This window comes from Pseudomonas sp. FW507-12TSA (genome assembly GCF_058781435.1).
Window position 1 is genome coordinate 109,356 of sequence record NZ_JBYSWT010000007.1, and the last position, 15,184, is coordinate 124,539.

Below are 15,184 nucleotides of genomic sequence, written 5' to 3' on the forward strand. Positions count from 1 at the left end.
GACGCGGGCATACAAGGGCGCCGGACTATCGCTCAGGTGGGCGGCCAGCGGCGAGTTGGCAGTCGGGGTCGGCACGGGAAATCCTTGAGGGTCGGTGAAAGTGGTCAGGGTCGGTCGACGCCTGGCGACGAAAGCCTAGCTTGCCGGAGTTTACCGGGCAGGCAAACGTCTGTATATGTATATACAAATAACACACAATGGGGTACTCGAACCATGTCCGCCTTCTTTGCCGAACGCGCGCTGCTGCCTGACGGATGGGCCAATGATGTACGTCTTGAAGTCGATGCCGACGGCCAGCTGAGCCACATCCAGGCCAACGCTGGCGCAGAGGGTGCGGAACGACTCAAGGGCCCACTGTTGCCGGGGATGCCCAACCTGCACTCCCATGCCTTCCAGCGGGCCATGGCCGGCCTGGCGGAAGTGGCCGGCAACCCCAATGACAGCTTCTGGACCTGGCGCGACCTTATGTACCGCCTGGTGGGCAGGATCAGCCCCGAGCAACTGGAAGTCATCGCCCGCCAGCTGTACATCGAAATGCTCAAGGCCGGCTACACCTCGGTGGCCGAATTCCACTATGTGCACCACGACACCGACGGCCAGGCCTACGCCGACCCCGCAGAGCTGTCGCGCCGGATCAGCCGGGCCGCCACCGACACCGGCATCGGCCTGACCCTGCTACCGGTGCTGTACAGCCATTCGGGCTTCGGTGGCCAGGCGCCCAACGACGGCCAGCGCCGCTTCATCAACAGCACCGAGCACTACCTCAAGCTGCAACAGCAGCTACGTCCCCTGCTGGCCGGACAAGCCAACCAGCACCTGGGCCTGTGCTTCCACTCGCTGCGCGCAGTCACGCCACAGCAGATCAGCGAAGTGCTGGCCGCCAGCGACCCGGACTGCCCGGTGCATATCCACATTGCCGAGCAACAGAAGGAAGTCGATGACTGCCTGGCCTGGAGTGGCCGCCGGCCCTTGCAGTGGCTATATGAAAACGTCGCGGTGGACCAGCGCTGGTGCCTGGTCCACGCCACCCATGCCAACCCCGAGGAAGTCAGCCTCATGGCCAGGAGCCGGGCCATCGCCGGCCTGTGCCTGACCACCGAGGCCAACCTGGGCGACGGTATCTTCCCCGCAGTGGATTTCCTGGCCCAGGGCGGCCGCCTGGGCATCGGTTCCGACAGCCATGTCTCGTTGAGCGTGGTGGAGGAATTGCGCTGGCTGGAATATGGCCAGCGCCTGCGGGATCAGCGCCGCAATCGCCTGTACCGGGCAGGCCAGCCCATGGTCGGCCGCACCCTCTACGACGCGGCCCTGGATGGTGGCGCCCAGGCCCTGGGGCAAGCGATCGGCACGCTGGCGGTGGGCAACCGCGCCGACTGGCTGGTGCTCGACGGCAACGACCCTTACCTGGCCACCGCCAATGCCGACGGGATTCTCAACCGCTGGTTGTTCGCCGGTGGCGATCGCCAGGTACGGGATGTGATGGTTGGCGGGCGCTGGGTGGTGCGCGACGGTCGACATGCCGCAGAGGAAACCAGCAGCCGGGCCTTCGCCCAGGTCCTGCGCGACTTGCTGGGCTGAGTCCCGGCGGCCCGGCCAACCACCAGGCCCGCCTTGCGGGCCGTGAGCCAGGCTCCTGATCACCACGGCATCTCGCCAACGGTGCTCTTGCCACAGCGGGCCCCGCCTCGATGAAACCGGACTACTTGGAAGTCTTGGCCATGGCCGAGTCCGAGACCCGCCAGATCAAGCGCGTGGTGTCGTAGCCCTGCTGGCGCGCCTTGCTCAGCAACTCCTCGCGTACCGTCTCGTTGACTTCCTTGGTCCGCGACAGCAACCACAGGTAGCGCCGGTTCGGGTTGCCGACGATCGCCGTCTTGTAGTCATCGCTGACGTACAGCACCCAGTACTCACCCTTGGCCACTCCCGGCAGCAGGCGCGTGAACCAGTTGTCGAAGCGCACCCAGAGCTTGTCGGTCTGGCCCGGCACCTGGGGCGTGGCGGTGCCTCGGGCTTCTTCCCACTTCCATTCCGGGGTCAGGCAGCGGTTGAGCACCGCCATCGTCGCATCCGGCAACAGGGTGTAGCGGGCTTCGGATTGCGCGCAGTTGCGCTGGAAGTACATCGGCAGGCGCGCCAACTCGTACCAGGTCCCCTGGTAGCGCTTGAGTTCGACATGGCTAGCGGTCTTGGGCGCCAACGAATCGTCCCGGGACGTGGCGCAGCCGACCAAGAGCAGGCCGGCTAGAAGAGTGACAACGAAACGCATCATTATTTTTCTCCCGTGGGCCCCAGGCCCCGGTCTTTACTTCAGGCCTTGCCCGGAAAACATCAGGACCTTGTCACCGGCATACTGCACGCTGATAAAGCTGTTCTTGTCGCCCCAGGTGCAACTGGACATGCCCAGTGCCCCCGAGCAGTCGGTCGGCTTGCCCAGGAGCTGTTCGACATCGGCCTTGGGCATGCCCGTCGAGAGCTTGGAATAGTTTTCCTGATTGACCTTGCTGCATGCGGCCAACAGCACGCAGAACGACAACAGAGCGATGGAACGCAGGGACATGGTGAACTCCTGGACGAAAGGGGGAAGGCCTGTCAGCCAACCAGAAGCTTAGAAGAGAAAACCCCCTTCTGGTTCCCCGCCAGGCCGGGTATTTCTTGCCGATGAGCCAGGCATTTCCCACGCAAATCAACCACCTTCGATCAGCGCCCGGCTGTTCGTCGGTTTTGTGCCGGTCGGGCTCATTTTCACTGATGGCCAGTCGACATAACTGCAGCGCAAATACCACCACTGTGGCAAATTGACGCCCCTCGTTGACCACCCCCTCGCGGTAGTTCACTTAATGACCAGTAATATGAAGTTCAGCCACAAGATCCTGCTTGCCGCCGCCCTTGTGGTCGCCGTCGCGTTCGCCTGTTTCATTCTGTTCAACGACTACCGCCAGCGCGAAGCCTTGCGCAGCAGTACCGAATCCTCGATGCAGGAACTGGGCAGCCTGAGCACCAGCAATATCCAGACCTGGCTGGAAAGCCGCATCCAGCTCCTGCAATCCCTGGCGCAGCAGATCGCCGTGGACGGCAGCGGCGCCGATAGCCTCAAGCGCAGCGTCGGCCTGCCCGCCTACACCGGCAACTTCCAGCTCACCTACTTCGGCGGCCAGGACGGCATGATGTTCTCGGTCCCGGCCGGTAACCGCGCGGCCGACTACGACCCCCGCAGCCGTGGCTGGTACAAGGCGGCCAACACGGCGCAGCAGACCATCGTCACCGAGCCCTACGTCGCCGCCTCGTCGGGCAAGCTGGTGATCACCGTCGCCACTCCCGTGCAGCACCAGGGCCGGATGATCGGCGTCGCGGGTGCCGACATCGACCTGTCGAGCATCAGCGCCATCATCAACTCGCTCAACTTCGGCGGCCATGGCCACGCCTTCATCGTCGGCGCCGATGGCAAGATCCTGATCCACCCCGACAACAAGCTGGTGCTCAAGAACCTGGCCGAGGCCTACCCGGACGGCGCACCACGGGTGAGCCCCGGCCTGCAGGAAGTAGAGGTGAACGGCAAGACCCAGTTCATCTCCTTCACTCGCGTCAACGGCGTGAACTCGGCCAACTGGTACGTGGCCCTGGTCCTAGACCAGGATGCGGCCTTCGCCATGCTCGGTGAGTTCCGCACCTCGGCGCTGATCGCCATGGCGATCGCCGTGGTAATCATCATCGGCCTGCTGGGCATGCTGATCCGCTTGCTGCTGCAACCCCTGCACCTGATGGGCCGGGCCATGCACGATATCGCCGAAGGCGAAGGCGACCTGACACGGCGCCTGGAGATCCACAACCATGACGAATTCGGCACCCTGGGCGTTGCCTTCAACCGTTTCGTCGAACGCATCCACAGCTCCATCCGCGAAGTTTCCTCGGCCACCGGCCAGGTCAACGAAGTGGCCCTGCGTGTAGTCGCCGCCTCCAACTCGTCGATGCTCAACTCCGACCAGCAAGCCTCGCGCACCAACAGCGTGGCCGCAGCCATCAACCAGCTGGGCGCGGCCGCCCAGGAAATCGCCCAGAACGCCGCCCTGGCGTCGCAGCATTCCAGCGAGGCGCGCAACCTGGCACAAGATGGCCAGCAAGTAGTGGACCGGACCATCGACGCCATGCACCAGCTGTCGGCCAAGATCAGCAACTCCTGCGAGCACATCGAGACCCTCAACAGCAACACGGTGAACATCGGCCAGATCCTCGAAGTGATCACCGGTATCTCCCAGCAGACCAACCTGCTGGCGCTCAACGCCGCCATCGAGGCCGCCCGCGCCGGTGAGGCCGGACGTGGCTTCGCCGTGGTCGCCGACGAGGTGCGCAACCTCGCCCACCGCACCCAGGACTCGGCGCAGCAGGTGCAGAAGATGATCGAGGAACTGCAAGTAGGCGCCCGCCAGGCAGTCGGCACCATGACCGAAAGCCAGCGCGAGAGCGAAAGCAGCGTCGGCATCGCCAACCAGGCCGGCGAGCGCCTGGGCAGCGTGACCCAGCGCATCGGCGAGATCGATGGCATGAACCAGTCGGTGGCGACCGCGACGGAAGAACAGACCGCCGTGGTGGAGTCGATCAATGTCGACATCAACGAGATCAACACCCTCAACCAGGAAGGCGTGGAAAACCTGCAAGCCACCCTGCGCGCCTGCGCCGACCTGGAACAGCAGGCCCAGCGCCTGCAACACCTGGTGGGCAGCTTCCGGATCTGACGTCGGGCAACAGGGATAGCCTCGTGCAGCCGCTACTAGAGGCGGTACACGGCCCGCAAGGACGCGGGAGTCGCATCGGCAAAAGCGCCGCAAGCCCTGGGGGCCTTGGCGCAGCCTCACCCGCTCGGCAGCGGTTACAGGAAAAGGATTAGAAGCTTGAGCCGGGCTGGCTCAGGAAGGCCAGTTCCTCGGCGCTGGATTCACGTCCGAGAATGGCGTTGCGGTGGGGAAAGCGCCCGAAACGAGCGATGATCTTCTGGTGCCGTTCGGCATAGTCCAATTGGCTGGCGAAGACCGGGCGGTCTTGCTCCGGCTGCTCGTCGTGCAAGGCAGCCAAGCGCGATACGGCTTCATTCTGCACCGCCAGGTGTTCGCAATGCTCGAACACCAGGTAGATGAAGCAGCGCTGCATGGGCGTCAGGCGCCGATCGAAGTCTGCGGCAATACCCTGGGCCACCAGGGCCTGGGCCCGGGCGTCGCCGGAGAATGCCCCGGGGGTATCGCGGTGGATCATGCGCGGCAGCTGGTCCAGCAACAGCACCAGGGCCAGCCAGCCTTGGGGACTTTGCGTCCACTCGACCAGGCCGCCGGCCAGTGCCTGCTCCACCAGGTCACCGAAACGCTCTTGCGCCTGGCGATCCTGGCTGTCGCGCTTGCCGAACCACAAGCCACCCTTGGCAGCGACGATCTGTGCCGGCGTCTCGGCGTCGCCGAACCACCAGTCGAGCAGGGGCTGCCAGGGTGCGCTCATGAACTTACTCCTGGTGGTAGGCGGTAACCCGGGCCACTTCTTCCTTCGAGCCGAGGAACACCGCTACGCGCTGGTGCAGGCCTTCAGGCTGGATGTCGAGGATGCGCTGGTGGCCGTTGGTCGACGCGCCGCCCGCCTGCTCCACCAGGAACGACATCGGGTTGGCTTCGTACATCAGGCGCAGCTTGCCGGGTTTTTCCGGCTCGCGGCTGTCGCGTGGGTACATGAACAGGCCACCACGGGTCAGGATGCGGTGCACGTCGGCCACCATCGCGGCGACCCAGCGCATGTTGTAGTTCTTCTGCAGCGGACCGGTATCGCCGGCCAGCAGCTCGTCCACGTAGCGCTTGACCGGTGCTTCCCAGTGACGCTCGTTGGACATGTTGATGGCGAATTCCTGGGTGCTTTCAGGAATGGTGATGTTCTCGTGGGTCAGGACGAAGCTGCCCATCTCGCGGTCCAGGGTGAAGCCCTTGACGCCGTCGCCCAGGGTCAGCACCAGCATGGTCTGCGGGCCGTAGATCGCATAGCCGGCGGCCACTTGCTTGGAACCAGGCTGCAGGAAGGCCTTTTCATTCAGCGCTTCGTTCTGGCTCAGGTACTCGTTGGGGCAACGCTGTACCGAGAAGATGGTACCGACCGGGGCGTTGATGTCGATGTTCGACGAGCCATCCAGTGGGTCGAATACCAGCAGGTAGGCACCCTTGGGGTATTTGCCGGGGATCTGGTAGGCGTTGTCCATTTCTTCGGACGCCATGCCGGCCAGGTGGCCGCCCCACTCGTTGGCCTCGAGCAGGATCTCGTTGGAGATCACGTCGAGTTTCTTCTGCACTTCGCCCTGCACGTTTTCCGTGCCCATGCTGCCCAGCACGCCGCCCAGGGCGCCCTTGGAAACGGCATGGCTGATTTCCTTGCAAGCACGCGCCACCACTTCGATCAGGAAGCGCAGATCGGCAGGAGTGTTGTTGCTGCGGGTCTGCTCAATCAAATAGCGACTCAGGGTAACGCGGGACATGGAAGGCTCCGGAAGGATGGGGGGCTTGAAAAACCCGCGCAGTTTAACGCGAGTCGAGGCGCATTTCCTCCTCTGAGACAGGGAACGGGCAGATAGAGTTCAGGCGCCGGGTTCAGCGTAGTCGCAAAACCACGGGCACGGGTGGCGAGGGAGCGAACCCCCTCGCGCCGGGCTCAAGCCTTGGCTTGAGGCTTGCGCAGGAGACTGAAGGCCATCGCGCCCAGGGCCAGCACGCCCAGCAGCAGTACCGCCCACAGGCCGATCTTCTTCCAGTCCGGCCCGGGGGCTGCGGGCGTCGCGGCATCGCCAGGAGCGGATGCGCTCAGTTGCACATCACCCTCGATCCGGGCCTGGCCCAACTGCTTGAGGCGCTGCGGGCTGTAGTCGGGAATCAGGGTGGACAACGGCAGGTTGGCCGCGCTCACCCCGGGGTTGCCCAGCGCCAGGGTGTAAGGCCCGTCCCCACGCGCCAGGAACACCAGCTGCGCGCCACGCACGGCGAACTCCAGGGCCGGCGCCGCCGCTCCCAGGCCACCGCCACGCTCATCCACCACCAGCTTGAGTTGCTGTACGGTCTGCCCGGGCAATTGCAGTTCGTTCTGCTGCACGTCCTGGCCGTTCTGGGTCAGGCGATACAACAGGCCGTTGCCCAGCGGCTGCCAGGGCAGGCTGCTGTCGCGGCGCCCGTAGAGCCGGGCCGGGGCCAGGCTGTTGGCCTGCTTGAGTTCGACCCGTACCCGCTCGACGTTCAGGCCCATGGGCAATTGCCAGCTGTACTCGCCCGCCTTGGCCGCAGTGCCGGCCAGCGGCTGCGACCACACCAAGGGCGATGGCTGGTTGCTGGTGGTGCTGCTCTGCAACTGCGCGGCAGTCAGCGCCGGCGCCACCTGCGCAGATTTCCACAACAAGCGCAGGTAACGCGCCGACTGCCCGGGCAACGCCACTTCATGCTGCTCGACCCGCTCGTCGGCGAACGACAAACGCGCGACCTGCCCTTCGCCCCAGGCCTGCCAGTGCCGCAGGTCGTCGCTGGCCTCGATGCTGAAACGCTGGAAACCGTCATGCTCGCTGCTCCAATCCAGGACCAGCTGCTGAAGCGGTGCCTTGATCGCGCTGGCATCGAGCAACCAGCCGTGCAGTACCTGCTGCTCCGCTTGCGCCCGCGCCTCGGGTTGCACCTCCACCAGGGTACCGTTGGTGCCCGACTGCACCCGCACGCTGGCCGGGCTGTCGCCGGCCTGGGCGGAGCTGTACAGCGGGAACCACTTCACCGCGCTGAGGCTGCGCTGCTCGCTGGCCTGGGCCTGTTGGCGGGCCAGGGCATAAGCCTGGGGCTCGCCGGCGGCATTGAATACCCGGATGTCGCGCAGGTCGGTCTGGCTGGCGCGCATCTGCACCGCCAGGGGCAGCTCCAGGCGGTACCAGGGGCCCTCGCCGCTCAGGCTCAACGGCACCCGGGACTTGAAGTCCCCCGGTTGTTCCTGGGCCACGGCGGACAGCGCCACACACAGGCCCATGGCCCCCCACCAGCGCAGGTTCAGCTTCTGACTCAAGGCGACACTCCTTCATTCAACGACTTGCCGGCCTCAGGCTCGGCCTCCGCCCGCTTGGGCGGCAATGGGGCGAAATAACCCACCACCAGCAGCAACGCCCCGACCCCGATGAACGAGACGATCCGCGCCAGGCCGCCACGGTTGCTCAGCTCCACCAGGAACAGCTTGGCCACCACCACCGCGATCAACGCCGCGCCGATCAGCCAGATCTCGCGGCGATGGCGCAGGTGCCCGCCGATCATCAGGCCCAGGGCGATCAAGGTCCAGACGATGGACAGCCCGGCCTGGACCATCATCGAGGCCAGCAGGGCATCGGGATGGAACGGCACCCCGCTCCAGTGATGGGCAGCGCGCATCACCATTACGGTGAAGAAGGCGAACAGCGAGACCCCGGCCACCAACTGCGTGCCACGCTCGGCGTAGCCACTGCGAATCGCCAGCTCCAGCGCCGCGCTACGGGACCAGACATAGACCCCGAACAGGGCGAACAGCAGCCCCAGCTCCAGCGGGTTGAGCAACGGCAGGTAGGGCAGAGGATCGGCGCGTCCGTCGCTGAACAGGTTGGCCAGCCAGAACCAGCCAAGCATCAGCGCCGCCAGGGGTAGCGCGGCATACAGGCGATACTCCCGGGAGTGGCCGGCCACCGGCCACGGCCAGTTGCGCGGCGCGGCCATCGCCACCAGGTACAGGCTCGGCAGGATCGCCCAACCCAGCCAGCGCCAAGCGTTGTACTGCTCGGACAACAGCAGCAGGCCATAACGCAGCTGCAGCGCCAACACGCCAATCAACAACCAGCAACCCAGCACATGGGCGACGCTTGCCACCCGCGCCGGCAGCAGCGCAGCCAGGCGCCGCAGGCTGAAGAAATGCACGGCGAACAGCGCCGTCCAGGCCAGCCAGCCGAAATCTGCCGCCGGGTTGTAGCGGCTGGTCCAGCAAGCCATCAGCACCAGCCCGCCAGCCGGGATCAACAGGCTGCCCAGCAAGCCCAGGGACTTCCATTGCAAACGTACCGCCAGCAGCGTGGCGAGCAACACACTGGCCGTAGCCAGCGCCAACAGCAGCGCCGGCTGCCAATGCGCGGGAGCGAAACGCAATACTTCCTTGATCCAGGTGAACGCCCACCAACAGGCGCCCCAGGCCAGCAGCAAATCGGCCAGGCGGCCCAGGGCCAGGGCGTCGAACGCCGAGCCATGGTTGCCCCGCTGCAGGCGCCAGGCACCCACCAGCGCCGCCAGGGCCAGCACCATCGGCGTCCAGAAGTCGCCATTGGCCAGGGGCCGCACGCCCTCGGCCAGCGCCGCGTAGAACCAGTCCGAACCGACCAGCAGGAAGGCGCTGCCGCCGATCACCTGCAACGCCAGGCCGAAGAAGAAACTCACCCGCTGCTGCAGGTACAGGCTCAACCAGATGATCAACAAGCCACAGGCAGCCCAGACGCCACTGGCGGTGCGCCACGGCAGGACGAACAGCACCGCCAGGTTGATCAGCACCAAGCCCGCCAGCAGCACCACCGACAGGCCACGCAGCAAGCGCGGATCGTCGCGCACCATGGCATCGCGCGAGGCCACCAGCATGCCGCCGATCAGCGCCAGGCCGATCAGCGAGGCGCTCATCAACCCGCTCCAGCCACTGCTCAAGACCCCACCGGCATCGCCGTCAGCGCCCTTCAGGTGCAACAGGAACAACGCACCACCGAGCAACTGGATGGCGAACGCGCTGAACAGGAACGTCCGCGATTGCAGGCGCAAGCCGACGAACAGCGTCGCCAGCCCTGCCAGGGCCCAGCTGATGGCCGTGCCCTGGGCGGCGAAGAACAGCGGCGCCAGCAGATACAGGAAGCCCAGGCCAGCCACCGCCAACAGTGGGCGGATGCCTTCTTTCAGCCAGTTCGGCAGTTGCTCCTGCGGCGTGCGGCGCAACTGGTCGAAGCTGAACAGCAGGGCGCCACCGAGCAGCAACGCCCCCAGGGGCGCACCGGACAGCAGGCTGGTACTGGCAAAGCGCAATTCATTGAGGAAGGCCGCGGCAGAACCTGCCTGCAGCAGCAGGGCGAAGGCCTGGGCCAACGAGCGCCGCTGGCGCATGCCGAGCCAGAAGATCCCGGCGCCCTCCACCGCCCAGGCGGCGGCGGTCCAGCGCGCATCCAGGCCCAGGGGAATGGCCAGGCTGGCGAAGATCACGCCCAGGGCCAGGCAGGTCTCGCCCAGCAGCAGGGCCCGGCCCCCCATCAGCAAGCGGGCCAGCAGCATGTACACCAGGCCCAGGGCCAGGGCGCTGAAGGACGCGGCCAGCTCCAGGTGCTGGACCAGCGCCAGTTGCAGGCCGAAGCCCACCAGCGGCGGACCGAAGAGCATGCTGCCGTCGACGTAGTCGCCCTTGCGCGCCGACCATTGCAACAGCGCCTGGCGGTCACCATCGGCGGGGGCATCGTTCAGGTCCAGCAGCTTGCGCCGGGTGAACAGCAGGCCGATGGCCAGGTACATGAGGAAGAACAGGACCAGGAACGGTTCGGTGCTCCACAACAGTTCAGGGGTGTAGGAACGCATGCCCCAGGCGAAACCGATGCCGAAGGTACCGACGAAACCGATCAGGTTGAGCAGGCGCCAGGCCTTGAACCAGGCAATGGCGAGGATGCCGGCGTTGAGCAGGGCGAAGTAGCTGAACAACGCCACGTGGCTGCCTGCGCCGGTGGAGGTGAGGATCGGCGCCGCGAACCCGCCTAGTGCCGCCGCGGCGGCCAGGCCCAGGGCATCCTGGGTGATGGCCAGGATCGCCGAGAACAGCGTCACCGCCACCAGCAGGCCCAGGGCCGCGGAAGGATCGAGCAGCGGGTGCAGGCGCATGGCTGCGAACACGGTCAGGTACAGCACCGCGATCCCCGTGCCCTGGAGCATCAGCGCATAGGCACCGTTACGTCGGCGCAACCACCAGCCCAGGCCCAGCAGGCCCAGGGAACAGGCCGCGACCCCGGCATAGCGCAACTCGATGGGCACCACCACGCCTTCGGTGGCGTAGCGCAGGAGGAATGCCAAGCCGAGGAACAACAGCACCACCCCGACCCGCAGCACGGTGTTGCCACCGAACAGCCAATTGCGCGCACCGCTGATGGCGCGCTCGATCAGGTTCGGCTCGTACTCCACGGGTGCTGCCGGCGAAGGTGCCGGCTGCGGTTCGGCTTGCCGCTGCGGCTGCGAACGCCAGGCCGAGTCCGGCAGCGGCTCGCTGACGGCAGCCGGGGTGGCGGCGGGAGGCAGTTCCCAGACCAGGTCAGAGGCGGCGGGCACCGGCTGCACGGGGAGGATCTCGTCGAGGACGAACTGCGGCGGCGCGGCCGGCTCGGGAACCGGAGCACTGGCGACCTGGACCTCGGGAGCCGGTGCGCTGCGGGCCTCGGGCTGGGCCACAGGTTCGGCCGGCGAGCCGCTGCCGGCCTCCAGCAGCTCCAGACGCTGGCCCAGCCGGGACAAGTCCTGCCTGGCTTGCTGCAGCTCAAGCTGCTGGCCAGCCACCTGCTTGTGCAACAGGCCAAGACGAAAGGCCAGGCCAACCGCCAGGCCGAGGAAAGCGCCAATCAGTGCATCGCCCAAAGACTCATCGACGATCCACCCCAGCACCGCGCCCAGCAGCATGAACATCCATTGCATGTGTCGACATCCCTAAACAGTCCGGTAACGGACAGGTCCAGCTGTTGTTTTACCGCTTCGGCCGCGGCCCTGCCTGTGCGGGGCCGCCATTGCCATTGGAAGCCGGGCACGAGCGACGAGGCACGGGCCGGGACAAAAACGCCGCCCAGTATATCGACAAGGCCCGGCGAACGCCGGGCCTTGCTCACAGTTCCAGCGCCTGGCCGGCGGGCTTACTCCAGGGCCTTCCAAATATCCGTGGCGTACTCGCGAATGGTCCGGTCCGAAGAGAACCAGCCCATTCGCGCACTGTTGAGCACCGCCGAGCGCCACCATTCCTTGGAATCGTGCCAGCGCTCCTCGACTCGGGCCTGGGCGCTCCAGTAGGCATCGAAGTCGGCGCAGACCAGGAACCGGTCATAGTCCACCAGCGAATCCACCAAGCCGGTGTAGCGCGACGGATCGTCCGGGGAGAACACCCCGCCACGGATCGCCTGCAGGACATCGTTGAGCCGGTGGGACGCGGCGATATCCGGCGCCGCGCTGAACTCGCCGTTGCTCTTGCGTGCCTCCACCTGCTGGGCGGTGAGACCGAAGATGAACATGTGCTCGGCCCCGACCCGCTCGCACATCTCGACGTTGGCGCCGTCCAGGGTGCCGATGGTCAAGGCGCCGTTGAGGCCGAACTTCATGTTGCTGGTGCCCGAGGCCTCGAAACCGGCGGTGGAGATCTGCTCCGACAGGTCGGCGGCGGGAATGATGCTCTCCGCCAGGCTGACGTTGTAGTTGGGCAGGAACACCACCTTGAGCAAGCCACGCACCGTAGGGTCGTTGTTCACCGTGCGGGCGATATCGTTGGCCAGCTTGATGATCAGCTTGGCCTGGTGATAGCTGGCGGCGGCCTTGCCGGCGAAGATCTTCACCCGGGGCACCCGGTCGGTTTCCGGCTCGGCGCGGATCGCCTGGTAGAGCGCCACGGTATGCAGCAGGTTGAGCAACTGGCGCTTGTACTCGTGGATACGCTTGACCTGCACATCGAACATCGCCGCCGGGTTGACCGCGATTCCCAGGCGCTCATGGATGATCGCCGCCAGGGCCCGCTTGCTGTGCAGGCGCTGCTCGGCGAACTGCTTGCGAAACGCCGGCTTGTCGGCCAGGGGCTCGAGCGCCGGCAGCCGGTCCTCGGGGCTGTCGAGCAGCTCGGGGCCCAGGGCGTCCACCAGCATCTGGGTCAGTTGCGGGTTGGCCTGGTACAGCCAGCGGCGGAAGGTGATGCCGTTGGTCTTGTTGTTGATCCTTTCGGGGTACAGCTTGTGCAGTTCGGAGAACACCGTGCTGCGCATCAGCTGGGTATGCAGGCCGGAAACGCCATTGACGCTGTGGGAGCCGAGGAACGCCAGGTTGCCCATGCGTACCCGGCGGCCGTTGTCCTCTTCGATCAGCGATACCGCCCGCAGCACGTCGAAATCATGCAGGCCCTTGGCCCTGAGCGAATCGATGTGCTGGGCGTTGATCAGGTAGATGATCTGCATGTGCCGTGGCAGCAGGCGCTCCATCAGGCCCACCGGCCAGGTCTCCAGGGCCTCGGGCAGCAAGGTGTGGTTGGTGTAGGCCAGGGTTTCCACGGTGACCTGCCAGGCCGCATCCCAGGCGATGCCGTGCAGGTCCACCAGTTGGCGCATCAGCTCGGCCACGGCGATCGACGGGTGGGTATCGTTGAGCTGGATGGCCGCATGCTCGCCGAGGCTGAGCACCGAATCGTGCATGTTCTTGTGCCGGCGCAGCAGATCCTGCAGGGACGCCGAGACGAAGAAGTATTCCTGGCGCAGGCGCAGCTCCTGGCCAGCCTCGGTGCTGTCGGCCGGGTACAGCACCCGCGAGATGCTCTCGGCCCGCGCCACTTCGGCCACGGCGCCCAGGTGGTCGCCGGCGTTGAAGCGCTCCAGGTGCAACTCCTCCATGGCCCGTGCCCGCCACAGGCGCAGGGTGTTGACGCTGGCACCGCGCCAACCCACCACCGGGGTGTCGTAGGCCACCGCCCGCACGGTTTCCGCCGGCCACCAGACCTGGCGGGGCGCGCCGCTCTCGTCGACCACGGTCTCGACACCGCCGCCGAAACCTATGGAGTAGATCACCTCGGGACGCTCGAACTCCCAGGGGTTGCCGAAGTCCAGCCAGTGCTCGGTCTGCTCCTGCTGCCAGCCGTCGACTATGGCCTGGCGGAACAACCCGTGTTCATAACGGATGCCATAGCCATGGCCGGCAATCCCCAGGGTCGACATGCTCTCCATGAAACAGGCCGCCAGGCGCCCGAGGCCGCCATTGCCCAGGGCCGCGTCGGGCTCCAGCAGGCGAATGCGCTCCAGGTCCACGCCCAGGTCCGACAGGGCTTCACGAGCCACGTCCAGCAGCCCGAGGTTGCTCAGGCTGTCGATCAGCAAGCGGCCGATCAGGAACTCCAGGGACAGGTAGTACACCCGCTTCTGGCCCCGACGATAGATCTGCCGGGTGTGATCCATCCAGTGATCGACCATGTGGTCCCGGGCCGCCAGGGCGATGGCTTCGAACCAGTCATGGTCGAAGGCGTGGTCCGGGTCCTTGCCGACCGCATAGGTGAGTTTGGTCAAGACGGCTTCACGAAAAGCCGCTACCTCCGTGTCGCGAACAGGGGATTCCTGAGTCATCGTTAAGACCTCTGACGAGATACACAGTGAGCATGGAATTGACTGAGCCTAGTCGGTCTGACACGAGGTGAAGGCTCTGGTTCGGCCTTGATTCAAATGACCGGGCAAAAAGCGCCGTCCCCCGCTCCAGCGGGGAAAAAACAAGCAGAGGTCGTACCAGCACGAAATAACCGGCACATCAGTGCGAAAAATCCGACGCAAAGTTGTTCAAAAATCCAGCAGTCCCGGTATGATCGCGCGCCCCGAAAACATGCCGGAACCCACCTTGATGAACTCCAACCTGATTGCCGCCGCGGAAATCGATCGCCTCGATACCTGGGCCAAGTACTCCGCGCCCATGTGCGGTTCCTGCATGTCCAGTTGCTGCACGCTACCAGTGGAAGTGAAGATCAAGGACCTGATCCGCATCGGCATCGTCGACGAGTTCGAGCGGGGCGAGCCGGCGAAGAACATCGCCAAGCGCCTGCAGAAGGAAGGCATCGTCGAGCGCTACAACCAGAAGTCGGAAATCTTCACCTTGCAGCGCATGAGCAACAACGACTGCCTGTATCTGGACCGCAAGAGCCGCCTGTGCACCATTTACGACAAGCGCCCCGATACCTGCCGCAACCATCCCAAGATCGGCCCGCGCCCAGGCTACTGCGCCTACAAGCCCAAGCCCCTGGAACGCCCGAGCAACACCAGCCGACGGACCCTGGAACGCTTCTGACCCCCGCCCACCCTCTGCAACTCTGCCGCCATCGCCGGTGTAGACAGCGTCTTGGCCGGTAATGGGCAAGACGGTCCCTACAGGTTTTCTCCAGACACAAAAAAACGCCCCCGGCC

At 65.6% G+C, this 15,184-nt stretch carries 10 protein-coding genes; 3 read left to right on the forward strand and 7 right to left on the reverse strand.

Annotation, left to right across the window (positions count from 1 at the left end; translation table 11 throughout):
- Positions 1-213 precede the first annotated feature (213 nt).
- Positions 214-1,578 carry a formimidoylglutamate deiminase gene (locus tag AC3WK8_RS09195; RefSeq protein ID WP_103324621.1) on the forward strand — a complete coding sequence of 455 codons (1,365 nt, stop codon included), beginning with the start codon at positions 214-216 and terminating at the stop codon, positions 1,576-1,578.
- A 121-nt stretch (positions 1,579-1,699) separates the two neighbouring features.
- Here the strand turns inward: AC3WK8_RS09195 and AC3WK8_RS09200 are convergent, their stop codons facing one another.
- Entirely contained in the window at positions 1,700-2,269 is a 570-nt protein-coding gene (locus AC3WK8_RS09200) for a lipocalin family protein (RefSeq protein WP_031320095.1), read from the reverse strand.
- A 33-nt stretch (positions 2,270-2,302) separates the two neighbouring features.
- Entirely contained in the window at positions 2,303-2,557 is a 255-nt protein-coding gene (locus tag AC3WK8_RS09205; protein WP_022639525.1) for a hypothetical protein, read from the reverse strand.
- 280 nt (positions 2,558-2,837) lie between these two features.
- On the opposite strand from AC3WK8_RS09205, the gene AC3WK8_RS09210 reads away from it, so the two are divergent.
- The gene (locus AC3WK8_RS09210) at positions 2,838-4,730 is read left to right on the forward strand and encodes a methyl-accepting chemotaxis protein (RefSeq protein WP_207245033.1); all 1,893 of its coding nucleotides are present in this window, start codon (positions 2,838-2,840) and stop codon (positions 4,728-4,730) included.
- A 148-nt stretch (positions 4,731-4,878) separates the two neighbouring features.
- Here AC3WK8_RS09210 and AC3WK8_RS09215 read toward each other — a convergent pair whose 3' ends face one another.
- The 5 genes from AC3WK8_RS09215 to AC3WK8_RS09235 form a co-directional block, all read right to left on the reverse strand.
- The gene (locus tag AC3WK8_RS09215) at positions 4,879-5,481 is read right to left on the reverse strand and encodes a DUF924 family protein (protein ID WP_022639523.1); all 603 of its coding nucleotides are present in this window, start codon (positions 5,479-5,481) and stop codon (positions 4,879-4,881) included.
- Positions 5,482-5,485: 4 nt separating this feature from the next.
- Positions 5,486-6,496: a class 1 fructose-bisphosphatase gene (locus AC3WK8_RS09220; protein ID WP_022639522.1), complete on the reverse strand. Its 1,011-nt coding sequence runs from the start codon at positions 6,494-6,496 to the stop codon at positions 5,486-5,488.
- A gap of 173 nt (positions 6,497-6,669) precedes the next feature.
- Complete coding sequence (locus tag AC3WK8_RS09225; protein ID WP_103324623.1) at positions 6,670-8,049, reverse strand: DUF3999 domain-containing protein; 1,380 nt, start codon at positions 8,047-8,049, stop codon at positions 6,670-6,672.
- Positions 8,046-11,696 (reverse strand): DUF2339 domain-containing protein, encoded by a 3,651-nt coding sequence (locus tag AC3WK8_RS09230; protein WP_103324624.1) that lies wholly within the window; start codon positions 11,694-11,696, stop codon positions 8,046-8,048. The genes AC3WK8_RS09225 and AC3WK8_RS09230 overlap by 4 nt, the downstream gene beginning before the upstream one ends.
- 212 nt (positions 11,697-11,908) lie before the next feature.
- Positions 11,909-14,359: a glycogen/starch/alpha-glucan phosphorylase gene (locus AC3WK8_RS09235; protein WP_103324625.1), complete on the reverse strand. Its 2,451-nt coding sequence runs from the start codon at positions 14,357-14,359 to the stop codon at positions 11,909-11,911.
- 265 nt (positions 14,360-14,624) lie between these two features.
- Here AC3WK8_RS09235 and AC3WK8_RS09240 point away from each other — a divergent pair, with 265 nt between their 5' ends.
- Positions 14,625-15,068, forward strand: a complete 444-nt coding sequence (locus AC3WK8_RS09240; protein WP_031320092.1) for a YkgJ family cysteine cluster protein — start codon at positions 14,625-14,627, stop codon at positions 15,066-15,068.
- The last annotated feature ends 116 nt before the right edge of the window (positions 15,069-15,184 follow it).

What these genes read in the sequence shown, in the direction of transcription:
- AC3WK8_RS09235 (WP_103324625.1), bottom strand. Translation starts at nt 14,359, where the DNA reads ATGACTCAGGAATCCCCTGTTCGCGACACGGAGGTAGCGGCTTTTCGT.
- AC3WK8_RS09220 (WP_022639522.1), bottom strand. Translation starts at nt 6,496, where the DNA reads ATGTCCCGCGTTACCCTGAGTCGCTATTTGATTGAGCAGACCCGCAGC.
- AC3WK8_RS09200 (WP_031320095.1), bottom strand. Translation starts at nt 2,269, where the DNA reads ATGATGCGTTTCGTTGTCACTCTTCTAGCCGGCCTGCTCTTGGTCGGC.
- AC3WK8_RS09195 (WP_103324621.1), top strand. Translation starts at nt 214, where the DNA reads ATGTCCGCCTTCTTTGCCGAACGCGCGCTGCTGCCTGACGGATGGGCC.
- AC3WK8_RS09210 (WP_207245033.1), top strand. Translation starts at nt 2,838, where the DNA reads ATGACCAGTAATATGAAGTTCAGCCACAAGATCCTGCTTGCCGCCGCC.
- AC3WK8_RS09205 (WP_022639525.1), bottom strand. Translation starts at nt 2,557, where the DNA reads ATGTCCCTGCGTTCCATCGCTCTGTTGTCGTTCTGCGTGCTGTTGGCC.
- AC3WK8_RS09215 (WP_022639523.1), bottom strand. Translation starts at nt 5,481, where the DNA reads ATGAGCGCACCCTGGCAGCCCCTGCTCGACTGGTGGTTCGGCGACGCC.
- AC3WK8_RS09230 (WP_103324624.1), bottom strand. Translation starts at nt 11,696, where the DNA reads ATGCAATGGATGTTCATGCTGCTGGGCGCGGTGCTGGGGTGGATCGTC.